The 22,796-nt window shown below is 26.4% G+C and carries 28 protein-coding genes; 17 read left to right on the forward strand and 11 right to left on the reverse strand.

Going from position 1 to position 22,796, the window contains the following annotated elements:
- Positions 1-80 precede the first annotated feature (80 nt).
- Complete coding sequence (locus AVENP_RS08715; RefSeq protein ID WP_128358148.1) at positions 81-545, reverse strand: phospholipase D-like domain-containing protein; 465 nt, start codon at positions 543-545, stop codon at positions 81-83.
- 9 nt (positions 546-554) lie between these two features.
- The gene (locus tag AVENP_RS08720; RefSeq protein ID WP_128358147.1) at positions 555-917 is read right to left on the reverse strand and encodes a YbgC/FadM family acyl-CoA thioesterase; all 363 of its coding nucleotides are present in this window, start codon (positions 915-917) and stop codon (positions 555-557) included.
- Positions 918-1,083: 166 nt separating this feature from the next.
- Here AVENP_RS08720 and AVENP_RS08725 point away from each other — a divergent pair, with 166 nt between their 5' ends.
- Complete coding sequence (locus AVENP_RS08725; protein ID WP_128358146.1) at positions 1,084-1,473, forward strand: hypothetical protein; 390 nt, start codon at positions 1,084-1,086, stop codon at positions 1,471-1,473.
- Positions 1,474-1,483: 10 nt separating this feature from the next.
- Here the strand turns inward: AVENP_RS08725 and AVENP_RS08730 are convergent, their stop codons facing one another.
- The 4 genes from AVENP_RS08730 to AVENP_RS08745 all read right to left on the reverse strand — a co-directional run bounded on the left by AVENP_RS08730 (position 1,484) and on the right by AVENP_RS08745 (position 6,443).
- Positions 1,484-1,690 (reverse strand): hypothetical protein, encoded by a 207-nt coding sequence (locus tag AVENP_RS08730; protein ID WP_128358145.1) that lies wholly within the window; start codon positions 1,688-1,690, stop codon positions 1,484-1,486.
- A 63-nt stretch (positions 1,691-1,753) separates the two neighbouring features.
- Positions 1,754-4,297, reverse strand: a complete 2,544-nt coding sequence (locus AVENP_RS08735) for a methyl-accepting chemotaxis protein (protein WP_128358144.1) — start codon at positions 4,295-4,297, stop codon at positions 1,754-1,756.
- A gap of 82 nt (positions 4,298-4,379) precedes the next feature.
- On the reverse strand, positions 4,380-5,399 hold the full coding sequence (locus AVENP_RS08740; protein WP_128358143.1) for an aldo/keto reductase: 1,020 nt from the start codon (positions 5,397-5,399) through the stop codon (positions 4,380-4,382).
- A 66-nt stretch (positions 5,400-5,465) separates the two neighbouring features.
- A complete protein-coding gene (locus AVENP_RS08745; RefSeq protein WP_128358142.1) occupies positions 5,466-6,443 on the reverse strand; it encodes an SLAC1 anion channel family protein in 978 nt (325 codons plus the stop codon).
- 59 nt (positions 6,444-6,502) lie between these two features.
- On the opposite strand from AVENP_RS08745, the gene AVENP_RS08750 reads away from it, so the two are divergent.
- On the forward strand, positions 6,503-6,715 hold the full coding sequence (locus AVENP_RS08750) for a malate dehydrogenase (protein ID WP_128358141.1): 213 nt from the start codon (positions 6,503-6,505) through the stop codon (positions 6,713-6,715).
- Positions 6,716-6,778: 63 nt separating this feature from the next.
- Here the strand turns inward: AVENP_RS08750 and AVENP_RS08755 are convergent, their stop codons facing one another.
- From AVENP_RS08755 to AVENP_RS08765, 3 genes are read right to left on the reverse strand one after another with little or no spacing between them, the layout of a single operon-like run.
- A complete protein-coding gene (locus AVENP_RS08755) occupies positions 6,779-7,441 on the reverse strand; it encodes a precorrin-2 C(20)-methyltransferase (RefSeq protein WP_128358140.1) in 663 nt (220 codons plus the stop codon).
- Positions 7,442-7,450: 9 nt separating this feature from the next.
- Positions 7,451-8,293: a sirohydrochlorin cobaltochelatase gene (locus tag AVENP_RS08760; RefSeq protein WP_128358139.1), complete on the reverse strand. Its 843-nt coding sequence runs from the start codon at positions 8,291-8,293 to the stop codon at positions 7,451-7,453.
- Positions 8,293-8,973 carry an energy-coupling factor ABC transporter permease gene (locus AVENP_RS08765; protein ID WP_128358138.1) on the reverse strand — a complete coding sequence of 227 codons (681 nt, stop codon included), beginning with the start codon at positions 8,971-8,973 and terminating at the stop codon, positions 8,293-8,295. Before AVENP_RS08765 ends, AVENP_RS08760 begins: the two co-directional genes overlap by 1 nt.
- Positions 8,974-9,256: 283 nt before the next feature.
- Here AVENP_RS08765 and AVENP_RS15995 point away from each other — a divergent pair, with 283 nt between their 5' ends.
- From AVENP_RS15995 to AVENP_RS08800, 8 genes are all read left to right on the forward strand, one after another.
- Complete coding sequence (locus AVENP_RS15995; RefSeq protein WP_268907612.1) at positions 9,257-9,391, forward strand: hypothetical protein; 135 nt, start codon at positions 9,257-9,259, stop codon at positions 9,389-9,391.
- Positions 9,392-9,481: 90 nt separating this feature from the next.
- Positions 9,482-10,192, forward strand: a complete 711-nt coding sequence (locus AVENP_RS08770) for a precorrin-8X methylmutase (RefSeq protein WP_118886436.1) — start codon at positions 9,482-9,484, stop codon at positions 10,190-10,192.
- Positions 10,182-10,637, forward strand: a complete 456-nt coding sequence (locus tag AVENP_RS08775) for a (2Fe-2S) ferredoxin domain-containing protein (protein ID WP_128358137.1) — start codon at positions 10,182-10,184, stop codon at positions 10,635-10,637. Before AVENP_RS08770 ends, AVENP_RS08775 begins: the two co-directional genes overlap by 11 nt.
- The gene (cbiD, locus tag AVENP_RS08780; RefSeq protein WP_128358136.1) at positions 10,637-11,665 is read left to right on the forward strand and encodes a cobalt-precorrin-5B (C(1))-methyltransferase CbiD; all 1,029 of its coding nucleotides are present in this window, start codon (positions 10,637-10,639) and stop codon (positions 11,663-11,665) included. The genes AVENP_RS08775 and cbiD overlap by 1 nt, the downstream gene beginning before the upstream one ends.
- Positions 11,659-12,822: a precorrin-6Y C5,15-methyltransferase (decarboxylating) subunit CbiT gene (gene cbiT, locus AVENP_RS08785; RefSeq protein WP_128358135.1), complete on the forward strand. Its 1,164-nt coding sequence runs from the start codon at positions 11,659-11,661 to the stop codon at positions 12,820-12,822. Before cbiD ends, cbiT begins: the two co-directional genes overlap by 7 nt.
- On the forward strand, positions 12,819-13,571 hold the full coding sequence (locus AVENP_RS08790) for a cobalt-precorrin-4/precorrin-4 C(11)-methyltransferase (RefSeq protein ID WP_128358134.1): 753 nt from the start codon (positions 12,819-12,821) through the stop codon (positions 13,569-13,571). Before cbiT ends, AVENP_RS08790 begins: the two co-directional genes overlap by 4 nt.
- Positions 13,564-14,580, forward strand: coding sequence for a cobalt-precorrin 5A hydrolase (locus AVENP_RS08795; protein ID WP_128358133.1), 1,017 nt, complete (start codon positions 13,564-13,566; stop codon positions 14,578-14,580). Before AVENP_RS08790 ends, AVENP_RS08795 begins: the two co-directional genes overlap by 8 nt.
- A 2-nt stretch (positions 14,581-14,582) precedes the next feature.
- Entirely contained in the window at positions 14,583-15,365 is a 783-nt protein-coding gene (locus tag AVENP_RS08800) for a precorrin-3B C(17)-methyltransferase (protein ID WP_118886442.1), read from the forward strand.
- Between the two features lie 314 nt (positions 15,366-15,679).
- Here the strand turns inward: AVENP_RS08800 and AVENP_RS08805 are convergent, their stop codons facing one another.
- Positions 15,680-16,033, reverse strand: a complete 354-nt coding sequence (locus AVENP_RS08805) for a winged helix-turn-helix transcriptional regulator (RefSeq protein ID WP_430385350.1) — start codon at positions 16,031-16,033, stop codon at positions 15,680-15,682.
- Positions 16,034-16,130: 97 nt separating this feature from the next.
- Between AVENP_RS08805 and AVENP_RS08810 the strand changes: the two genes are divergently transcribed.
- The 7 genes from AVENP_RS08810 (at position 16,131) to AVENP_RS08840 (ending at position 22,042) form a co-directional block, all read left to right on the forward strand.
- A complete protein-coding gene (locus AVENP_RS08810) occupies positions 16,131-16,661 on the forward strand; it encodes an NAD(P)H-dependent oxidoreductase (RefSeq protein WP_128358131.1) in 531 nt (176 codons plus the stop codon).
- 217 nt (positions 16,662-16,878) lie between these two features.
- A complete protein-coding gene (locus AVENP_RS08815; protein ID WP_128358130.1) occupies positions 16,879-18,261 on the forward strand; it encodes a cryptochrome/photolyase family protein in 1,383 nt (460 codons plus the stop codon).
- 69 nt (positions 18,262-18,330) lie between these two features.
- Positions 18,331-18,852 carry a lipocalin family protein gene (locus AVENP_RS08820; RefSeq protein ID WP_128358129.1) on the forward strand — a complete coding sequence of 174 codons (522 nt, stop codon included), beginning with the start codon at positions 18,331-18,333 and terminating at the stop codon, positions 18,850-18,852.
- Positions 18,853-18,854: 2 nt separating this feature from the next.
- The gene (locus AVENP_RS08825; RefSeq protein ID WP_128358128.1) at positions 18,855-19,163 is read left to right on the forward strand and encodes a TIGR03643 family protein; all 309 of its coding nucleotides are present in this window, start codon (positions 18,855-18,857) and stop codon (positions 19,161-19,163) included.
- Between the two features lie 67 nt (positions 19,164-19,230).
- Positions 19,231-19,494: a hypothetical protein gene (locus AVENP_RS08830; protein WP_128358127.1), complete on the forward strand. Its 264-nt coding sequence runs from the start codon at positions 19,231-19,233 to the stop codon at positions 19,492-19,494.
- 71 nt (positions 19,495-19,565) lie between these two features.
- The gene (locus tag AVENP_RS08835; protein WP_268907613.1) at positions 19,566-21,047 is read left to right on the forward strand and encodes an ABC1 kinase family protein; all 1,482 of its coding nucleotides are present in this window, start codon (positions 19,566-19,568) and stop codon (positions 21,045-21,047) included.
- A gap of 71 nt (positions 21,048-21,118) precedes the next feature.
- Complete coding sequence (locus tag AVENP_RS08840) at positions 21,119-22,042, forward strand: AEC family transporter (protein ID WP_128358126.1); 924 nt, start codon at positions 21,119-21,121, stop codon at positions 22,040-22,042.
- A 2-nt stretch (positions 22,043-22,044) separates the two neighbouring features.
- On the opposite strand, the gene AVENP_RS08845 is transcribed toward AVENP_RS08840, so the two are convergent.
- The gene (locus AVENP_RS08845) at positions 22,045-22,791 is read right to left on the reverse strand and encodes a response regulator transcription factor (protein ID WP_128358125.1); all 747 of its coding nucleotides are present in this window, start codon (positions 22,789-22,791) and stop codon (positions 22,045-22,047) included.
- Between the last annotated feature and the right edge of the window lie 5 nt (positions 22,792-22,796).

A 22,796-nucleotide genomic window follows, 5' to 3' on the forward strand; every position in this document is an offset into this window, starting at 1 on the left:
GCAATAATCCTTTTTTTATGATATTTTTTATTATTATAATACTACTTTAATTCTTGGAAATATGTAAAATCTTCCCTAAATCAAAGTGTATTTATAAAAGAAGTGAGTTCAGCTATTGTTTTTTTATCTTCACTTATATAAACTAGCTCATAATTCTCTTCAAATGACTCTTTTGTCCAATTAATACTGCCAAAAATTGCAGTTTTCGAGTCAATTAATGCTAATTTTAAGTGCATTTTATCTCTTACCAGAATTACTTTTATGTCATTCTTTTTTAGAAAATCGAAGATTTCTGAATCTTCTTTTACTTTTTTTGCATCAAGAAAAACACTAACTTTAACTCCATTTTTTGAAGCTTCTACTAAATCTTTAGCAAACTTTTTATAAGAAAAATTATACATAGCGATTAATATTTCAGATTTTGCACTTGTAAGTGATTCGCTAATTTTGTCTTTAACCTCTTCACCTTGTTTTGGAAGAATATAAATCTCATTTGCAAATAGATTAATTACTAAAAAAATTGAAATAACAAATATTTTTAACACTTTATTTCCTTATTCAAATATATCAAAAAATTCTAAAGGAATTTTTGAGGGTTTAAAGTTCTTTAGAAATGCTAATTTAATTGTAGCTTTAAATAAAAGTTCCTCATCTCTAAGAACTTCTTGATACATTACAATTGAAGCTGCTTTTCTTTCAACTAATTTTGTTTTAACTTCTAAAATATCACCAAAAATAGCTGATTTAATATAATCAGCTTGCACACTTTTTACCACAAAAAAATCATCATTTTTATGAGGAGATAAACCCTTTTGAAAAAAAAGCTCAGACCTAGCTCTTTCACAAAAATTTAAATAATTAGCATAATAAACAACACCACCGCAATCTGTATCTTCATAATAGACTCTTATTTTCACTAAAAACTCCATATATTTAACAATTAAGTTTATTTTACACTCTTAAGTGTAAAGATGATGTTAATTTTACTCTAACAAAAATATTGATTTTCCAATCATTCTTAGATTTAAAAGTTAATTATGTTAAAATTAACTTTCAAAATTTCGTATATTTCAAGGTGTATTTGTGTCAATTTTTGCTTTACAATCATTAGCAGGTGGATTTCTAGATGAAGATTTAGAACATTTTAATAAAAGATTTGATGATTGGTGTATTCAATTTGAAAGTTATGACGATGCTATGGATATAGTACAAACTCTTGAAAACCAAGAATCTATAGATGTTGTTGAAATAACACCATTAAGTTATCCAAAATATTTTTTTACTAATTTACAAGGTACTATTTATGCCACACGACAGATTCAAGATAAAATTATTTGTGTTGTAGAACCAGTTATGGGTGCTAGTTTTAGAATTGCAATATGTGATCTTAAAACAAGTAATGTTAGACTAACAATGACTCACTATAAAAATATTCCAAGTATTGAAGGTGCTTTCGCTAATTTTGGAGAGTAATTATTCCCACTTATACTTTCAAATCTAATTTTTCCAAAAGTTTTGGCATAACTTCACCTATTTGACTATATTTATAGTTAAAACTTTCTAGGACAATATCATATAATTTGTGATTTTTATATTTGTCATGCCATTGAGATTCTTTATTTTCATAAAAATTATAATATTCAAATCTTAGTTTGTATGCTTGATTTAGTATTTCTTTGTAAGTATTCAAAAGTACAATCCTTTTTTTGTAAAAAGAATTGTAACTTAAGAAGATTAAAATTTATAACTGACTTTAATCAGCACAATTAATTTCTCTAATTTTATTTAATAAATCAAAAACTATATCTATATTGTCTTCCATTATTTTTGTTGTAGAGAATATTTCTTCATTTTTTGATTTATTTGCATAGAGAGTCACTGTTTTTTGTACAAGTTCATGTACATTTTTATGTGCTATTTTTAAGTCATTCCACTCTTTTGTTTTTGCAAATGCTTTATTTTCATTTGCATCTAACCATTTTCCCAAATTACATTCATGGGCATTTTTAACTGCAAAATTAGAACCTTCTTTACATAAAGCAAAATTCACATTTTTAAAACTAATATGATCAGATTTTAATCTATTAATATTAATAATTAAATTTGTATCACAAACCCGTTTATGGGCATTTCTATCAAAACTTGTTTGATTTATTGTACTTTGTAATTGCTGTACTAAATTTGATGTTTTTACAGCCATATCATTTATATTTGAGGCTAGTGCTGCATTTTCTTGAGTTACTTGATCAAGTGAATTAACTGTATCATTTATTTGAGCCATTGCCATTTGTTGCTCTTTTGAAGCAGTTGTTACATCATCAATAAGTTTTATAGTTACTACAATATTTTCATTTAATTCAGTATATCCTTCAATCATTTCAGAAGTTATATTTTTCCCTTCTTTTGCTTTTATTGTTGCATTTGAAACTATTGTTTTAATCTCTTTAGCAGCTTCAGCACTTCTACTTGCTAAGTTTCGCACTTCTGCTGCAACTACAGCAAATCCTTTCCCTGCTTCACCAGCAGTTGCTGCTTCAACGGCTGCATTTAAAGAAAGAATATTTGTTTGGAAGGCAATTTGATCTATCACACTTATTGCATCATTTATTGCTAATACTTGGTTATTAATTTCATCCATTGAAGTAGCAGTTTTATAAGCTAATTCTTTTCCTGTATTACTTGATTTTGTAACATTTTTTGCATACAGTGCCATTTGAACTGCATTTTCACTACTTCTTGTTACAGTTGCTGAAATTTCTTCAATTGCAGCTGCTGTTTCTTCTAATGATGCTGCTTGTGTATTCGATGAATCACTAAGTTTTTTTGATGCATTTGTAAGTTCGCTTGAACTTGAAGATAATTCATTATTTGATTTTTCAATTAAACACATAATCTCATTTATTGAAGATTGAGTAACTTTTGTTCCACTTATTAATGAAGCAATTATTCCTGTTACATTTTCAATATGTGGGATTTCATAATCATATTTTGCAGTTGATAAAGCGACTAATGCTCCACTTAAAATTGTAAGATTTTTTTGCATTCGTTCAATCATATTATTAATTTCATTTACTAAAGAATCAACACCCAAAGAATGAGCTTTCCCTTTGATTCTATCATTTAATAATCCAGCATTTACTTTTGCAATTATTTGTCTTGATTCATCTATTACTAGCTGATCAACAATTAATCCTTCTTCAATAGAATCTAAATAATTATTGAAACTATTTACAACATCACCTATTTCATCATTTGATTTTACTTCTATTCTTGTGCTTTGAGATAAACTATGAGAACTAATTGAATTGATTGAATTTTTAAGATTTAATATTGGAGCTAAAATATAATTTTTCATATTTACCAATGAAATAATCATTGTAATAGTTAAAGCAATAAATAAAATAATTAAAGCAACCCAAATAATATATGAAGCATGATTAATAGCATTTTGAACAATTTCAATTGGTTTTGCGATTAATGTAATTCCTAATTTTTTACCTGCAAAATCTGTAACATCAGTATAAGAGTAGAAATATTTATCCGTAATCAAATATTTACTGCTTAGAAGTTCTTTAAAATTAATTTTTTTAGCATCTTCTAAAAAATCTTTATTTATAAATTTTTGAGAAATTAGATAATTATTTAATTTATCCTCTTCTTTTATTTTTACTGTTGCTAATGAGCTATCCATTAATAATAAAAATGCTTTATTCTCTTTATCAAATGAAGTTGCAACAGAATTAATTCCTTGCATAAACTCTAAAGAACCAACATGATTTTTATTCACATCAAAAATAGGTACAACTGAACGAATACTTAGTCCTGCATTTCCTATTTCGAAACTATTTACTGCAATCTTTTCAGCATTTACTTTTACAACACTTGCTCTAAATGAACTTAAATCATCACCAAATTTTGTTGGTGTCCATGAACGTAAAAATGAGTGATTATCTTTTGTATGTAAATGAACTTGAATATTTTTAAAAGGAGTGAAATCTTTCATACTTTGTGATAGATTTGCTAAAGTATTTATTGCTAAATCTCTATTATTTGTAGCCAATGATTCCCTTATTGAAGAATCATTAGCTATAGAAATTGCATTAGAAATTCCAGCTTCCAATTTTGCTTCTATTTTAAGATTTGATAATGAGTTTAACTCTATAGTTACATCATTATAAACCTCTTTAGTCAAATCATTTTTATACTTTGTTAATACAAAGTACCCGATTACTAAAACTAATATAGTAACTATTACATTTATTAATGTAAATTTTTTTCCTATTGTAAGGTCTTTCATTTTAATCCTTATTCCAAAATAGCGTTATTTTAGTATTTTATTATAAAAATAAAGATTAAAATTTGTATAAAACATTATAAATTTATCCCATTGGATATAAAATTTCTTTCTGAATATTTTCAATTTTTGATAATAATTCATCATCAATTTTAAATTTAAATGCAGCTAATGATTCATCTAATTGATTAAGAGTTCTAGCTCCAATAATCGTAGAAGCAACAAAATCAAAATGCTTAGAATAAGCAACAGCTAATGTTACAGGTGAAATACCATATTCACGAGCTAGTTCAATATATTTTGCAGTTGCTGCAATTGTTTTATCATTTACAAATCTTGTAGCTTGGGCTTGAACTCTTGGATTTTCATGTCTCATATATGCTGTAAATCTAGCATCTTCAGGATAAAAAGCATTATTATATTTTCCACTTAAAACTCCTCCACCAATTGGAGAATATGGAAGTAAAGAGATATTCTCTTTTTTACAAACTGTTGATAATTCATCTAAAAATCTAGGATTTAAAAGTGAAAAATTATTTTGAATAGATTCAAATCTAGCTAAATTTTTATTTTTTGAAGTTTCATTTGCTTTTGTAAGACCATAAGCTGTGTCATTTGAACTTCCAATATATCTTACTTTTCCTTCACGAACTAACTCATCAAAAGCTTTTAAAGACTCTTCAATTGGCACAATAGTATCAGGCCAATGCATTTGATAAAGATCAATATAATCTGTATCAAGTCTTTTTAAACTTCCCTCAACTGCTCTTTTAATGTGAAAAGAATCAATTGCAGTTAAGCCATGACGAGTTGGTGGAACAAACCATCCTGATGCTGCTCCACTTACTTTTGTAGCAAGAATTATAGAATCTCTTGGCTTTGTTTTTAACCACTCACCAACGATTAATTCAGTTGTTCCCTCATAAGATTTTTTTGGTGGAACTGGATAAATCTCAGCTGTATCATAAAAATTTATTCCACTATCATATGCTTTATCTAAAATTTTAAAAGCTTCTTGTTTTGATGCACTTGAACCAAAAGTCATAGTTCCCATACAAATTGAACTAACTCGAAGTCCACTTCTTCCTATATATCTAAAATCCATAATATATCCTTCATATTTTTAATAGAAAAATATTATAACTATTTTAAGAAAAATACAAATTAAATATTACTCCATTATACAAATTTCTTTTTTATTCATATGTATTATTGTTTGTCTTGCAACTAAAATAATTATTATAGTTGTTATAGCCATTAAAAAATATGATAATACTGCATAAAAGAATTTTGATGATAATTCATACATTAAAATTGTTGCAAGAGTAATAGCAGCCATAGGAAAAGTAAATGCCCACCAAGATATAAAGAATTTTATTTTAATAAAGTTTTTATACATTACAAAAACTAAAATTGTAAAAAATAATCCCAAATTAAATAGAATCTGTGCAAAGAAATCTAAATGTCCAGTTAATTTTATATATGAAATAAATCCAATTGCAGGAGGTGCAATAAGTATAAAAAGTGTTGGCATAAATTTTGGCATAAACTGCGCATGAAAAATGATTCTATTTAAAATTATTGCAAATAAAATAATCCAAAAGAAAATACCAATTGAAAAATAAAAGTACAATACTGCATCATCAACAAAACCCTTTCCAGCTATTGGAACAAGTAAATTTCCAACAATTGGAATAAACCAAGCAGGATTTGAGTGTTGCATTTCAAGATTATTATTTATCCAAAATCTAATCGTATAAAAAGTGAAAAATATATGTAAAAATGCACCAATAACAAATAATACTTGAGATATTTCATCAATATTATGTCTATAAACCATTGATAAAAGTAGTGTTGAAATAGAAGAAGCAGCAAAAAAGTTAATACGTACAGGATGAGAAAACTCTTTTTTTACTTCATCTTTATATTTTATTATTTTTAAAATATAAAAATATGAAACTGTAAGAAATACTATAGTTGTAAGTACTATCATAATTATTGAAATAAAAGCAGGTAAATGTAAAACTTCACTACCTCTTCTATAAACCAAAGTTAACCCAGCAAGTCCCATAATAGTTGCAAACATCATTATTGGAAAAAATTGTAGCCTATTTGAAGGAATTGATTTAATTGATTCTTGTTCTTGCATTATTAAATCCTATTAAGAATAATTTATTATAATTAGAAAAAATTTATAAAGGCAAGTTTTTGGCAAAAAATAAAAATACAACAATTGATTTAAGTAAAGAAAATCTCTTTTTTGAAGAGAGAAATCAAACTATAAAACTATTAAACTTCAAAATTCAAACCATGAGCCTTGATATTGCTATTTATGAAAATGAAAAATTTATCAAAAATAGCACAATGGTATTTGCTCACTTGCCTAAAAAGCTAAAAGCTAAATTAAATCCAACTAAATAGCTAAAATTATAACTTAATATAATAAAAATATTCTTATTTTACATAAGTAAAACTTATATAAATTTATTGAACAAAATCAATAAACAAAGTCATATATTTATCAACTATATCTTTTCTTTGTTCAAAAATATTTTCTCCCTTAAAATTTAGATTCTCAAAAGTAAACATTTGGCCTATTTGAGGTATCTCAGCTGTTTTCATTCCAATTTTTGGTCTCATATAAACAGTTGTATTTGGAACATCTTTTTTATGTAAAGGCATAATACTAAAAGAGCCATCTCCAATACATAAAGGTTTTTTAACTTTTGCAGAAGCATTTGAAAAAGATGTTATTCCAGGTATTACTTCAGATTTTTCATAAACAATGCTATTTTGTTCTTTTATTAAATCTAATAAATAATATACTGTACTATAAACCGCACTATCGCCTAAAGTTACAAAAGATAAAGTATTATATTCCTCAAACGATTTATGAATAATATTTACTTGATTCTGCCAATCTTCTGTTTTAAAATGCATTGGAGTATACATTGGAATAATTGGTTTTACAAAATCAAATTCTTCCATTAATTTTTGAATTATTTTGTAAGTCATAGAACGAGTAAAGCTATTATCTGGGCTTTTTGTAGGAACACAAATAGCATCTGAATTTTTCAAAGCTCTTAATGCTTTTACAGTAATAAGTTCAAAATCACCCGGCCCTAAAGAAACCATATATAATTTCATTTTGTTTCCTTAATAAGTAATTTCTTTATGACTTGTACCAAGCATTCTAAATGAATCTTGAATACCTTTTTCAATAATTTTTTGAATCATTGGTAACTCAATTAAATTAAATTGCTCACTTGCAGTTAAACTTGAAACTATTGAAGACTCAAAAATTTCAGATAAATCATCTTTTATTTCAAACATATCTTTTGTATAGTGATTCCCGCTAACTAAAAGTAAAGGTACAATTTGAACTTTTTTTAAGCCTGTATTTTGGATTTTCGTTTTTATTACATCATTTATTTCAAAATAAGGAAATGCTCCCTCAAGGGAACAACAAAAATTTTTCTCACTAATTAACTCTAAAAAGGATGTACTATAAGTTATTGAATCAATTCCAACAGTATCAAGCTTTGGAGTTCCATGTATTACAAAAAGATTTGCCATATCATCTTTTGAAATTTGCTCATTTAAATTTTTTAAAAAAGCTGTTGTGTCTTTAGCTTTTGTTAAAAGAGCATTTGTAAAACCGATATTTGCTAAAGAAAAGTTCTTGAATCCATCAACTATTTTTTTTAAAACTTCATGTTCATCTGTTGGAAATATATTTATAGATGAAACAACAACATGTTTATATCCCAACATATCAATATCAGCTAAAGTTTGAGGAAGATTTTTATACTCTTCATTTTTTTTCTTTTTTAAAAGTTTTATTACCATTCTTGAAGAAAAAGAGACAAAAATATCACAATCAGGAAACTTTTCATTAATCATATCTTCTAAATCTAAGTATTTTTGTTGCTCTATTACTGAACCAAAACAAGCAAGGACAATAGCCCTTTTCTTGTTGTAATGTCTAAATCTTTTCATTATTTTGCTATATTATAAAGTCTATTTTCAACAAAAGCACTATTTTGTAAAGAATTTAAAGTTTTAGCAGCTGCTAAAACAGCTAAATCAACTAATGGTTCTAAAAGAATAACACTCATATATGCTAAGCCAAATGTGAAAACGGCAGATAAACTTTCAACACTAAATCCTTGTCCATAAAATGCCCAAAAAGCAACCCAAGAAACGATTCCACCTTGATAAATTACTGATAATTTTAAAGCATCTAAATATTTAATATCTTTGTATGCAATATTTGTTGGAATAATTTTTTTTGCTAAATATCCCATGGCAAATAAAGGCATTAAAAGTGTTGTTACATTCATTCCATATTGAGCTAAATCAAGTGGTGCAAAAAACAGACCTTGAATTAATAATCCAAAAGCCAAACCAAATGCAGCTGGTGCAATGCCAAAAATTAGAAATAGTGTTGAACCTAAAATCAAATGAACTTCAGAAACGCCAACTGCTTGATGAGGAAATATCTCAAAAAATATAAACACAAATAAAGTAGTAATAATAGTTTTTACCAATATTGGTAATATTCCACTGTTTTTGATACTTTCAACTGCTAATTTTGTAGCAATTCCAAATGAAACAATAGCTGTTCCATAACCTAAAACCATTTTTGCGCCATGCACAATTCCTGCTTCTATATGCATAAGTAATCCTTGTTTATTAATGTATAAGTGATGGTATATATATAATTTATAATATATATTTTATTTGTTAAAAAAAGTAATTATTTATTAATTTGAGGGTGGATCAAGAGATTGAATTGCATTTTCATAAGCAATTCTATGGTATAACATATTAATTTCAATCTTAGTTAATTTATTTATTGTCGAGAACATCGCAATTGTTGACAATTTAAAATAACGTTTATTATACCCGCGTAGATTCTTCATGCCAAAATTATAACACAATTATTTATAAAGAGGTAATATGAAAACAATTTACGCATCTACAATTTTTTCTAAACAAAGAAAAACACTTCAAACAATGGCTGTATTGCATCATTCCAAAAAGAATTCAAAAGCTTATAAAACTAACTTAGATTATATATTTAGAATTACATAAAATTATTTCTTTATAAAATAAAATAAATTTATAATGAAATTCACGCATACACTATGATTAGAAATAATATTAATACATTAAAGGATTACTTTGGAATTTAAAACAGAAGAACCACCAATAAATATTGGTGCAGACATATCAATACGGTCATTTGAAATGATTGAAGAAGAATTAAAAGACTACCCAAAAGCAGATGAATTTTCATTTGAACAAAAAGAAGTTATATCAAGATTAATTCATACAACAACTTGTTTTAATGAGGTTTTAGAAAACATCTATTTTTCACCAAATGCCATAGAAAAAATACAAAACTTACTTCAAAATAAAGCAAAAATAATTGTTGATGTAAATATGATAAAAGTTGGTCTTAGCGACTTTTATTTGAAAAAATATGAAACAGAAGTTGTATGTTATATAAATGAACCATTTACTTATGAAATGGCCGAAAAAAACAAAACAACTAGATCTTATGCCGCTGTTGTTGAAGCTATAAAAAAACACAAAAATGAACCAATGATTTTAGCTTGTGGGAATGCTCCTACTTTTATTTATGCAGCAATTAATACTTTACTTGAAGAAAAAGTTGATTTATCAAAAGTCGCCCTACTTTTATTTCCAGTTGGTTTTGTAAATGTAGTTGAATCAAAAGATTATGGAAGAAGATTTTGTGATTTTTTTGATGTTGCTGGAATTATTATGCAAGGAAGATTTGGAAGCTCAACAATGACAGTTGCCACACTTCATGCGATTTTTAAACTAATCAAAGATTATGATGGAAGCGAAAAATATAATGGAAAATAGATTATTTAATATGATGGGTTCGGAAGTTGTATCAGGATTTTCTTGCAAACCTGTAAAACTAGTTCCAGATAAACCAATAATGCACTTTAAAACTCATATATTTATTTGTGGTGATGAAAGATGTGGTGGCGCTCATAAAAATGAAAATATAGCTGCTGATTTAAGAGATATTCTAAAAGAAATTAATCTAGCAAATGGTGAAACTAGAATTAAAATATCAAGAACTGGATGTTTTGGAGCTTGTAGATTTAGAAGTGTTGCAAATATTTATGAAAATACAAAAACAAATGGCTTTGAAGCAAATAACAATATTTGGCTAAGAAATATACATAAATATACAAAAGAAAAATGGATTGAGTTATTCAAAGCATTAGCTCAAAATAAAAGTATTGATGATTTAGATTTTAAACAAGTTCCAATGAGTGAACCTTCAACTTATAAATAATGAATCAAGAAAAAAAAGTATTAAGAAAAGGACTCACAACAGGAGTTCACACATGTTGCGCATTTTCAAGTGTTCTTGAAGCATTTATTGTTACAAAAGAATTTGTTTTTGGAAAAATAAATAAAATTGATAATGATGACTTAGATGTTACAAAAGGCTGTGAAATTGTTGTGAGTATTAGTGCTAAAAAAGAAGATTTAGAATTTAATGAATTATCTTTAATTCCCCAAAGAACTCAAATTGGAACAAATTCTTTGGAAATTTATGCGGGAATTGGCGTAGGAGTTGTAACAAAAAAAGGTTTAAAAATAAAACCAAATTTTCCAGCAATAAATCCAGTTCCACTAGAAAATATGCAAAAAATATTTGAGAAAAAAGTAAAAAACCTTGAAAACATAAATATCTTTTGTACGGTTTCTGTAACAAATGGCGAAGAAATAGCCAAACAAACAGCAAATGCAAAAGTTGGTGTAATTGGTGGAATTTCAATATTAGGAACAACAGGAATTGTAAAACCAGTTTCAAGTACGGCATATATTGATTCAGTAAAAACTGAAATAGAATTTGCAACACAAAATGAATTAGAACCTTTGATTTTTACTTTAGGAAACTCAGCATTTAGAGTTTTTAAAGAAAAATATGATGAAGGGCAAATTGTTGAAGTTGCAAATTTTGTTTATGATTCTATTGAAATAGCCAATAATTTGGAAGTAAAAAAGATTATTTTTGTATGTGGAATAGGAAAAATGACCAAAGTTTATCAAGGGTTTAAAAATACTCATAATAGATTTGGTGTTATTGATTTTGAAAGATTAAAAGAAGATATAAAAAATGAATTAGCTTATGAAGTAGATATTGAATCTACAAAAACTGTAAAAGGTATTTCAGAAGAACTAGAAAAAGTCGGACTCATAAATGCTTTATATTCAATGATTGAAAGAAAAGCAAATGAACAGATAAAAACTTGGTTTCCAACTTCAAATGTGGAAGCTTTAATATTAGAAGAAAAGGAGGTAACAGGATGGTAACAATAGCTGGAAATGGTATGGGAGATTATGATTTTTCAAACTTAGAATTAAACTTTTGTAATTATGACAAAATCATTTGTGACCCAAATTTTATTGAAAATGGCAGAACTATTTTAAAACTAAAATTCAAAGATGCCCAAGATTATATATTAAAAAACTATGACAAAGAAAACCTTTTATATGTGGTTACAGGTTCTCCACTATTTTATTCAGCAGGAACAATAATCGCTAATAAATTGCCAAAAAATGAAGTTAAATTAATAAACAATATTTCATCAAAAACTTATCTTTTAGAAAAATTATTTATTAGTGAAAATGATGTAAGTGTCGTTTCAATTCATGGAAGAAGTGCCATTGATTTAGAAGAGTTTTTAAAGAAAAAATATACTTTTGTCCTTTGTGATAAAAACTCAATTACAAGATTAAATGAAGCTTTGAGTTTTTTTGATAAAAACTCAATTACAACTTTCATTGGTTATAAGCTTGGATACAAAGATGAAATAATTGAAGAAATAAATATTTTTGATTTTGATGAAAAAAGATTTGATTTAAACCAAGCTTTTGTTTTATTGATAAAAAGAAATTTTGAACATAAAAGTGCCATTTGTGAAGATATTGAATTTGAAACACAAAGGGGAATGATTACAAAAAAATACAAAAGACATTTAAGCTTACAAAACCTTGACTTAGAACCAAACCAACTTCTTTGGGATATTGGTGCTGGAAGTGGAAGTTGTGGAATTGAGGCTTTTAAAAGATACAAAGTAAGGACTTTTTATTTTGAAAAAAATGAAACAAGAGTTGAATTTATCAAACAAAATTTAACAAATCATTTTGTGTGTGATTGCAAACTTTTTATTGGTGATGCTGAGGATTATTTTGAGAATTTAGAGGAAAAACCACAAAGAATTTTCTTAGGTGGTGGTGGAGAAAAAGTTATAGAAAAACTTCCATATTTATATGAGAAGTTGGATGAAAATGGAATTATGCTAATAAATGCCATTACTTTAACCAACTTAAGCCAAATGATAAATGTTTTAAATGAAGCAAATATAGAGTTTGAAACCCATTCAATTTCTCTTACAACATATAAAGACAAACTAAATTTAGTAGAGCCTGAACGGCAATTATTTCAATTAAAGGTATATAAAAAATGATTTATTTTATAGGTGCAGGTCCTGGTGATCCTGATTTAGTTACTGTTAAAGCTCAAAAAATATTACAAATCGCAGATGCTGTTTTATTTACAGGTTCACTTGTGCCAAAAGAAGTTTTATCTTGGTGTAAAAAAGATGCAATTATTGAAGATTCACAAGGAATGAAATATCCTGAAATTTTTGATTTTTTATTAAAACACAAAGATAAAATCGTAGCTCGTGTACATACAGGTGATCCTTCTATTTATTCAACAATTGCAAAACAAATAGAGTTTTTAAAAGAACAAAATATTGAATATAAAGTAATTCCAGGAATTACAGCAGCTTTTGGAGCAGCTTCAAGTTTGGGAATTGAATACACAATTCCAGGGGTTTCTCAAACTTTGATTTTATCAAGAATTGAGGGTAAAACTCCAAATCCTGAAAAACTTGAAAATATTCTTGCTTGTAAAAATTCTTCTTTGGCTTTTTATTTATCAATATTGTTATTAAAAAAATTAAAAAATACAGCTTACAAAATGGGTTATTCAAAAGAGACTCCTTGTTGGGTTGTTGAAAAAGCAACTTGGGAAGATGAAAAAATTTATAAAGGAACAATTGATGATATAGAAAAACAAGTATCTCATATAAGTGGTGTTGCTTTGATTTTATTTGGAGATTATTTAAACCAAAAAGAGACGCAAGAATCACATTTATATGTAAAACCCCTAATCAAAGAATTAAAAGAGAGTAGAAAAAACAATGAATAAATTAAAAATAGCAATTGTTACAATAAATCAACCAAGTTTAACAGCTGCTTGTAACTTGGTTCCTTATTTATACGATTATCAGGTTGATGTTTTTGGTAAAAAAGATTTAGCACACAACTTAGAAAATCTAAATTTATATGACAAAATAGATGATATTATGGCACCTGCTTGGGAAGGTTATGATGCAATTATTTGTATTTTAGCAATTGGAGCGGTGGTGAGAAAAATAGCGCCATTTTTAAAAGACAAATCAACCGACCCAGCAGTTATCGTTGTAAATCTAAAGCTTGATAAAATCGTTCCACTTTTAAGTGGTCACTTAGGTGGAGCAAATGAATTAAGTGACATTATAGCTTCAAGAATACCTTCTTGCCAAAACTTTGTTTCAACAGCAACTGATCAAACAAATACTTTGGCTTTTGAAATGTTTGCAAAAAAAAATGATTTAGAAATTCACAATTTGAAACAATTAGCTCTTATTTCCAATTCACTTTTAAATAAAAAAGAGGTTGAAGTTCTAACTTATGACTCGATTTTCCAAACTATTCCAAATAAAGAAAATTTAAAATTAGTAAAAGAACAATCTTCAAATTTATGTGTGAATATAACTCCCTTTGATAGCCCTCTTTTGACTTTTAAACCAAAAGTTTTTTTAGGTATTGGTTGTAATAGAAATACAACTTTTGAAGAGATAAAAAATGCAGTTTTTTCATTTTTACAAAAACATAAATTAAAAATTGAACAAATACAAAATATTGCTTCATATGAAGCAAAAGCAGATGAAGTAGGACTTTTAGAGTTTGCAAAAGAGTACAACTTTGATATTAAATTTTTTTGTGAAACTGAAATAAATGCACTTCAAGGAAATTTTTCTACTTCTCAAGCAACAAAGTTTTTTGGAGTAAAAGGGGTTAGTGAACCATCATCAATTTTGGTTTCAAAATATAAAGAGTTAATAATACCTAAAGAGGTATATGAAAATAAAATTACAATAGCAGGAGCAATATAAAAATGAAAAGATTATACATAGTATCAACAGGAGCTGGTGGTTTAGGATATATTTCACCAGAAGCAATAAACGCAATAAATGAATCAGAAGTAATAGTATCTTATAGTAAATATGCAAGAGAATTAGGAAGCCTTATAAAAGGTAAAGAGTTATTTACATCAGGAATGACTCATGAAATAGCAAGATGTGCTCAAGCAATCGAATATGCAAGACAAGGTAAAACAACAGCAATTTTATCAAATGGTGATGTAAATGTTTACGGAATGGCAACTTTAATTGTTGAATTAATGGAAGAAAAAAAATTATGGGATGAAATAGAAGTTATTTCACTTCCAGGTGTTACTTCATTTTTAGCTGCTGCTTCAAAAGTAGGAGCTCCTGTGTCTCAAGATTTTGCAATTATTTCTCTTTCAGATAGATTAACAGATATAAATTTAATTGATAAAAGAGTTAAATCAGCCCTAGATTGCGACTTTGTAATAGGAATTTATAATCCAAAATCAGCAAAAAGAGTTCAACCATATCTAAATTTTATGGCAGCTTTAGAAGGATATGAAGATAGAATTGCGATTATTGCTTCAAATGTTGGAAGAGCAGAAAAAGAAGAGATTACAATAACAAGTGCTCAAGATATAATAAATCAAGGTTTAAATCACCCACAAGTTACAATGTCAACTCTTATAATCATTTGTAACTCAAATGCAAAACTTACTTCAAATGGAAAAGTTTTAACGCCAAGAGGTTATTTGAATAAATATGAATTAGATGGAGAATTAAAAGCCTAATTTGGCTTTTAATTTTTCTCCCTTAAAAAACCTGCGTAATACCTTCTTTATTAAAAATACAATACAAAAAATAAAAATCCTTGGGGCAAGACATTTCAAGCTTAATGCGAGAGCGTTAAATATTCCGTATCAAAGTAATTCTGATAAAAAAAATCCTATCTCACCTGAACTTAAATTTTAAGCTCACTATCTAATCTACCTTCAAAAATATTGCCAATTGTGAAAGTGTTAAATTCCAATTTCACATTGGTATATTCCATTTTTTTGTGACATTTTGAATACCAGATAAAGCAATTTTAAAAGTGAATTTTTATTTATACAATACAAACATATAAATCAGGTCGTTCATTTGAACCCCAATCACACATTGCATCTAAAATAGGGATAAGTGACTTTCCTCTATTTGTTAAACTATATTCCACTTTTGGTGGTATCATTGCATACTCTTTTCTATTAATTAATTTATCTGCTTCTAACTCTTTTAGTTGAGAACTGAGCATTTTATAAGTAATACTTCCTATTTTTCTTTGTAATTCGTTATATCTTACAACTTCATATTCAGATAATAAATATAAAATTATCATTTTCCATTTACCTGAAATCAAAGATAAAGTATAACCAAATGACGTCTCAGTTATGTTTTTTGGTACATTTATTTCCATAGTCACTTCCCTTTTTGATAGTATATTACATAAAAGTACATACTTACATTTTATTTTGTATTCATATATAATCCTATCAAAATTTACAAAAAAAGGATTTAATATGAAAAAAATATTAATAAATTTAGTTCACCCAAATTTTGAAGAATCAATTGTGAATAAAAAACTCTTCAATGCAGTCAATACATTAGAAAATGTAACAATAAATAATTTATACTCAAAATACCCAGATTTTAAAATAAATGCTCAAGCAGAACAAGAGCTGTTGTTAAACCATGATATTATTGTTTTTCAGTTTCCAATGTATTGGTTTAGTTCTCCTGCTCTTTTAAAAGAGTGGTTTGATATTGTATTAGCATATGATTTCGCTTATGGAGCTAATTATAAATTAGAAAATAAACCTTTTGCAGTGGCTGTTAGTTGTGGAGGAGACGAAAAAGTATTTTCAGAAACTGGAAAAGATAAAAAAACAGTTGAAGAATTTCTTTTTCCACTTTTTGGTACGGCAAACTACGTAAAAATGGATTATAAAAAACCTTTTATCACTTATGGAACAGAACATACTTTAAGTGAAGAAACACTAAATAAATTTGCAGAAGATTATACAAGATATATCAAAGAACTATCTAAATAGATATTTCTTCATTTAAAAGAGAGCTTCTCAACGTTATGAAAAGGGGATAGGAGCATTTTCTATCAGATTTTTTAGATATAAAATCATCCTATTCTCTTTATTCAAAACACGTAAAATATTTTCTATCTTCTTCCTAATATTTTTAATTATAACTAACAAATGACCAATTCACAAAAACACACTACAAAACAATCAAAAACTTTTATAAACTCAAAATATGAAAACATTTATTCTTTACCCAAACCAACTATTTAAAAATCTATCAAATTTTATAGGTAAAAAAGTGCTTTTAATAGAAGAGCCATTATTTTTTACCCAATATGAGTTTCATATCCAAAAGTTAGTTCTTCATAGGGCTAGTATGAAATTTTATGAGAATTACTTAAAACAAAACAATATTTTAGTTGAGTATTTTGAAGATGAAAGTTATCTTGAACTTTATAAAAATGAAGAGATTTTTGTGTATGAACTTTTTGATAATTATTTGGAAAAAAAGGTTTATAAAAACTTTTCAAACATCACAACAATCAAAAATCCAAACTTTATAAACCCAAAAGATAAAAACAAGTTTTTACATAAGTTTTATATAAATAGAAGAAAAGAGTTGGATATTTTTATGCAAAATGGAAAACCTCTTTTTGATAAATATAGCTTTGATGAGGATAATAGAAAAAAACTTCCAAAAGATATAAAAATTCCCCCTACTTTAGCCTTTGAAAATGAGTTTGTAAAAGAGGCTTTGAGTTATTGTAAAAAGTTTAAAAGTGTTGGAGTTTGTGAAAACTTTTATTATCCAACTACTTTTGATGAAGCCTCTTTTCAATTAAACTATTTTTTAAAAGAAAAATTTGAGAATTTTGGCTCTTTTCAAGATGCAATTACAAAAGATATTAGACAAAACTTTTTATTTCATTCAAATATTTCAAGTAGTTTAAATATTGGACTTATTGACTTAAATGAATTAATAGAAAAAATCATTAATTCAAATACTCCATACAATGCAAAAGAAGGCTTTATAAGACAAATTATCGGTTGGCGTGAGTTTATGCTTCGTGTTTATGAAGACAATGGTGTGGTTCTTAGAAATTCAAACTTCTTTGAGTTTAAAAATCCTATGCCAAAAAAGATTTTAGAAGCTAAAAGTGGTATAAAACCTCTTGATGATGCTATCAAAAAACTAAATTTTACAGCTTATAATCATCACATTGAAAGGCTTATGATTTTAGGAAATATTTTTTTATTACTTGAAATCAAACCAAATGATGTTTATGAGTTTTTTATGAAAAACTATATCGATGCTTACGATTGGGTGATGGTTGGAAATGTTTATGGAATGAGTGGTTTTAGTGATGGAGGAAGTATTACAACAAAACCATATATTGCAAGTTCTAACTATATTTTAAAAATGAGTGATTATAAAAAAAGTGAATCTTGGTGCGAAATAGTTGATGCACTTTATTGGAGATTTTTATATAAATATTCAAATAGATTTTCTTCAAACCCACGAATGAAAATGCAAATAGCACTTTTAAATAAAATGTCCGAAAAGAAATTAGAAAATCATCTCACAATAGCTAATGATTTTATAAAACAAAGTTGAACTAACAAAAAATATATACTAAAATCCTTTATATTTATCTATACTAGTAAAAAATCGAAAGGCGTTCTTATGCAAACTCTATTTAAATATACTCTAATTTTATCAATTGTTTTACTCTTCACAGCGTGTTCTTCAAAAAATCCACCTCTACAAACTGTAGAAAAAGTTGATTTAAACAAATATCTTGGAACTTGGTATGAAATAGCAAGATTTGAACACTTTTTCGAAAGAGATTGTAAAAATGTTACTGCGAATTATTCAATTTTGGATGATGAAACAATAAAAGTAATAAATAGATGTACAAAAATAACTACAAATGAAAAAGGTGAAGCACAAGGTCGAGCCCATGCAATAGATGAAACAAATAGCAAACTAAAAGTTAGTTTTTTTAGACCATTTTATGGGGATTATTGGGTTTTAATTTTAGATAAAGATTATAATTATGCAGTTGTAGGAACTCCATCAAGGGAGTATTTGTGGATTTTATCAAGAGAAAATAAAATTCCTGCTTCTGTAAAAAATGAAATTTTACAAAAACTTCCAACTTTAGGATTTGATACTTCAAAACTAATTTGGACTATTCAGGAATAACTATGTATTTTGAAAAAAAAGATAGTGTAAAACTAGATTTTACAAAAAAACCTAAAAGAGAAAATAAAAGTTTAGAAGAGCTGAAAGAAGAGGATTTAAATCGTCTAATAGAGATGGCATGGCAAGATAGAACTACTTTTGATACAATATTTGAACTTTATGGTTTAACTGAAAATCAAGTGAAAAAAAAGATGAGAAATTTACTAAAAAAAAGTAGTTTTAAAATGTGGAGAGAAAGAGTTCAAGGGCGAGTTACAAAACATAAAAAAAAGGTTTTGCATAAAATTAGCAGATTTCAAGGTCCTTGGTAATTAAAAGACAAAAATATCATACAAAGTAATAAAAAAAAGAGATATACTAAATAAAAAAGGATTCAAAATGTTAAAAGAACTTATTTTTACAGGACTTGGTGGAGCTTTAGTTTTAAAAGAAAAAATTGAAGATGAACTAAAAAAACTAGAAGAAAAAGGAAAACTAGATACTAAAGATGTAAAAAGTTTTTTAGAATCACTAGAGCAAAAAGGTAAAGAGAGTGATGAGAAGTTCAAAGCTGAATTAAAATCAACAATGAAAGAGATTATTGATGAACTAGGGCTTGCAACTAAAGAAGATTTAGAAAAATTAAAAGAGGATTTAAAATAAAAACTTTTTTTAAAACCCTGACTCTTTACTCTCCAAGTAGAGTTTATAGTGTATTTCAATTTTTATTAACTATTTATTTAGTGATAAAAAAAAGAGATAGTTTTTTATTTTTTAAACCTTTAAAACCTAAAAAATTAAAAGAAATAATTATAAACCTTGGAGCTAGTTTTGTAAAATTAGCGCAAGTATTAGCAACTAGAGCAGACTTTTTTTCAGCTGATTATTTGGATGAATTAAGAGAACTTCATGATCAGCTTCCAGCTATGAAAAATGATGAATATAAAGAAATTTTCAAAAAAGCCTTCGAAATAGATCCTTTTATAAAGTTTGAAGAAACTCCACTTGCATCGGCATCTATTGGTCAAGTTCATGTAGCTTTTTTAAAAACAAATGAAAAAGTTGCTGTTAAACTGAGAAGAAAAGGAATAAAAAATCGGGTAGTTGCTGATATAAAAATCATCAAATTTTTTAACACAATATTTAAACCCCTATTCTCGCATCATACAAAAAATTCTATAGAAGCTGTAATCTCTGAATTTTCTTCAATGATTTTACAAGAAGTTAGCCTTACAAATGAACTTTCAAATCTGCAAAAATTCTCACATATGTACAAAGATAGTGGTGTAAATTTTCCAAAAGCTTATGCAGAAATTTCAAGTGATGATGCCTTAGTTATGAGTTTTGAAGAGGGATTTAGATTTGATGATAAAAAAAGTTTAAAAGAACAGAACATTGATTTTAATATTATTATTTCAAAACTTATAGATTTTTATACAACTCAAATGTTAATAAATGGTTATTTTCATGCGGATCCTCATCCTGGAAATTTACTTGTAAATAAAGAAGGTGAATTAATCTTACTTGATTTTGGAATGGTTAAATCAGTTCCAAATACTACAAGAGTTGCAATAATAGAGCTTATAAAAGCTGCACATGAAAGGGATTATGAACTTTATATAAATGCAAGTAAACGATTAGGAACGATAGCTTATGAAGCACCTACAAACGAATTAGCTGAGTTTACAAATAAAATGTTTGATATATTTTCAAACGATAACTTAAGTAGTGAATCAATGCAAAAGTTAGCTTTTGATGTACTTGAGAATACAAGAGATTTTCCTTTTAAACTTCCAAGTGATGCTATTTATATATTAAGAGTTAGTGCAATAATCGAAGGTTTAGGAACGACTTATATAGAAAATTTCAATGGAATAAAAGATATTTTACCAATTTTACAAAAAAATATCCCAAAAGCTTTGGGAGCAAATGAGTCGATTTTAGAAACATTAGTTGATGAAATAAAATCTATTCCTTTTACTATAAAAGATTTTAAATCCGTTCTAAAACAAGCCAGCTCAGGAGAGTTAAAAATTCAGATTTCAAATGACCAAGTAACTTGGATTTCAAAAGAGATAAAAGATTATTTTAAACCAATTATTTTTTCAATGGCTTTATTCGCTAGTTCAATATTTATACTTTTATATGACAAAGAGTTAAAAGAGATTGCTTTAGGTTTGTTTATTTTTGCAATTGCAAGATTAATTTATAGATAATTTAGACTAAATAAATATATTATTTTTATTAAAACTAATTATAATATATATAAATTTATCTAAGGATTTATATGACAGTTTTTTTGACTCTTCTTGGGAAAATAATTCCCTTGTATTTTAGTATATTATTAGGTTTTTTCAGTACAAAATATTTTGATTGTAGTAAAGACACTATTGCTAAAATACTACTTTATATTTTAGCTCCATTAATTGTTTTTAATGCAACTTTGAGCGTACATATAAATAGTTCAATAATATTTTTACCACTTTTCTTTTTTACAATAAGTCTAATTATTGCTTTTGGAACACTTCCAATTTTTCAAAAAATATTCAAAGATAATAGTGCAAATGTTCTTTCTTTTACCGTTGCAACTGGAAACACAGGAAATCTTGGTATTCCTGTAGCCATTTTATTTTTAGAACCAAAACTTGTAGATATTTTTATTTTTAGTATCTTAGCTTCAATTTTATATCAAAATTCTGTGGGATATTATATTACTGCAAAAAGTAGTTTTACTGCAAAAGAAAGTATCAGAAAAGTTATGAGACTTCCAGTATTACACGCTTTTATTTTAGGACTTATTTTAAATTTATCAGGTTTTCAAATGCCAGAAATGTTTATGTCTTATACTGGTTATTTAAAAGGCGCGTATGCAATATTAGGAATGATGCTTTTAGGTATGGGAATGGAACATATAAAAACAAGTGGTGGATTTGATAAAATGTTTATCTCATTAGCACTTTTTGTTAAATTTATCATTTGGCCACTGATTATACTTATTTTTATTTTTTTAGATAAAAATTTTATACATTTTTTAGACCCTGATTTATATCTAGTTATGTTTATATTTGCAATTGTTCCATTAGCTGGGAACACAGTAACAGTGGCAACTTTATTGAATGTAAAACCTGAAAAAATGTCTGTTGCTGTTTTAATTTCAACACTTGTTTCATTGTTTTATATTCCATTTGTACTTTATTTGTACAATCTTTAAAATTAAAGAATAGTTATTTTGTAACCAAATCCGTAAATGTTTTCAATTTTTAAACTACTTATTTTACTTCTTAGCCTAGATATTAGATTTTTCAAATTTGAGATATCTGGGCTTTTATCAAACTCTTCATGCCATACATAAGTTATAATCTCTTCATTAACAAATATCTTTTCAGGTATTTTAAGAAGTAAATCTAATAATCTAAACTCTTTTTTTGTAAGTTTAAATAATTCATCATTAAAATATAACTGTTTTAGCTCTTTATTCCAAAGTAAATCATTATTTAATTTTATAAAAATCTCTTTTTCTTCTATAGTTTTATTTTTTTCTAAATAAATCTCTTTTGATATTTTAAATACAACTTCAAAAAAATTATCATAATCAACTGGTTTTAAAATAAATCTATATATTCCTAGATTTACCAATTCCATAAGATATTCTGATTCATTATAAGCAGATAATACAATAATATTTTGTTTTGGATTTATTTTATAAATATTTTTTATAAGTTCAATTCCATTCATATTAGGCATTTGAATATCTGTAAATACTAAATCAGGATATTCATTATTTAATTTAAAATAATTACAATACTCTTCTAAAGCTTCTTTTCCATCAAAGGCAACATCAATTCTTGAAAAAACTTCACTTAAAAGATTTTTCATCTTTTCAGAAATTTCTCTTTCATCTTCAACTAATAAAATAGACATTTCCTTTGCATATTTTTCTAAAGAAATATAATCTATCATTTAAA

The sequence above is a fragment of the Arcobacter venerupis genome (assembly GCF_013201665.1).
Classification (GTDB): domain Bacteria; phylum Campylobacterota; class Campylobacteria; order Campylobacterales; family Arcobacteraceae; genus Aliarcobacter; species Aliarcobacter venerupis.

Coding starts and splice junctions, on each gene's coding strand:
- AVENP_RS08735 (WP_128358144.1), bottom strand. CDS start 4,297: ATGAAAGACCTTACAATAGGAAAAAAATTTACATTAATAAATGTAATA.
- AVENP_RS08740 (WP_128358143.1), bottom strand. CDS start 5,399: ATGGATTTTAGATATATAGGAAGAAGTGGACTTCGAGTTAGTTCAATT.
- AVENP_RS08745 (WP_128358142.1), bottom strand. CDS start 6,443: ATGCAAGAACAAGAATCAATTAAATCAATTCCTTCAAATAGGCTACAA.
- AVENP_RS08755 (WP_128358140.1), bottom strand. CDS start 7,441: ATGAAATTATATATGGTTTCTTTAGGGCCGGGTGATTTTGAACTTATT.
- AVENP_RS08760 (WP_128358139.1), bottom strand. CDS start 8,293: ATGAAAAGATTTAGACATTACAACAAGAAAAGGGCTATTGTCCTTGCT.
- AVENP_RS08765 (WP_128358138.1), bottom strand. CDS start 8,973: ATGCATATAGAAGCAGGAATTGTGCATGGCGCAAAAATGGTTTTAGGT.
- AVENP_RS15995 (WP_268907612.1), top strand. CDS start 9,257: ATGAAAACAATTTACGCATCTACAATTTTTTCTAAACAAAGAAAAACA.
- AVENP_RS08775 (WP_128358137.1), top strand. CDS start 10,182: ATGGAAAATAGATTATTTAATATGATGGGTTCGGAAGTTGTATCAGGA.
- cbiD (WP_128358136.1), top strand. CDS start 10,637: ATGAATCAAGAAAAAAAAGTATTAAGAAAAGGACTCACAACAGGAGTT.
- cbiT (WP_128358135.1), top strand. CDS start 11,659: ATGGTAACAATAGCTGGAAATGGTATGGGAGATTATGATTTTTCAAAC.
- AVENP_RS08790 (WP_128358134.1), top strand. CDS start 12,819: ATGATTTATTTTATAGGTGCAGGTCCTGGTGATCCTGATTTAGTTACT.
- AVENP_RS08795 (WP_128358133.1), top strand. CDS start 13,564: ATGAATAAATTAAAAATAGCAATTGTTACAATAAATCAACCAAGTTTA.
- AVENP_RS08800 (WP_118886442.1), top strand. CDS start 14,583: ATGAAAAGATTATACATAGTATCAACAGGAGCTGGTGGTTTAGGATAT.
- AVENP_RS08810 (WP_128358131.1), top strand. CDS start 16,131: ATGAAAAAAATATTAATAAATTTAGTTCACCCAAATTTTGAAGAATCA.
- AVENP_RS08815 (WP_128358130.1), top strand. CDS start 16,879: ATGAAAACATTTATTCTTTACCCAAACCAACTATTTAAAAATCTATCA.
- AVENP_RS08820 (WP_128358129.1), top strand. CDS start 18,331: ATGCAAACTCTATTTAAATATACTCTAATTTTATCAATTGTTTTACTC.
- AVENP_RS08825 (WP_128358128.1), top strand. CDS start 18,855: ATGTATTTTGAAAAAAAAGATAGTGTAAAACTAGATTTTACAAAAAAA.
- AVENP_RS08830 (WP_128358127.1), top strand. CDS start 19,231: ATGTTAAAAGAACTTATTTTTACAGGACTTGGTGGAGCTTTAGTTTTA.
- AVENP_RS08840 (WP_128358126.1), top strand. CDS start 21,119: ATGACAGTTTTTTTGACTCTTCTTGGGAAAATAATTCCCTTGTATTTT.
- AVENP_RS08845 (WP_128358125.1), bottom strand. CDS start 22,791: ATGATAGATTATATTTCTTTAGAAAAATATGCAAAGGAAATGTCTATT.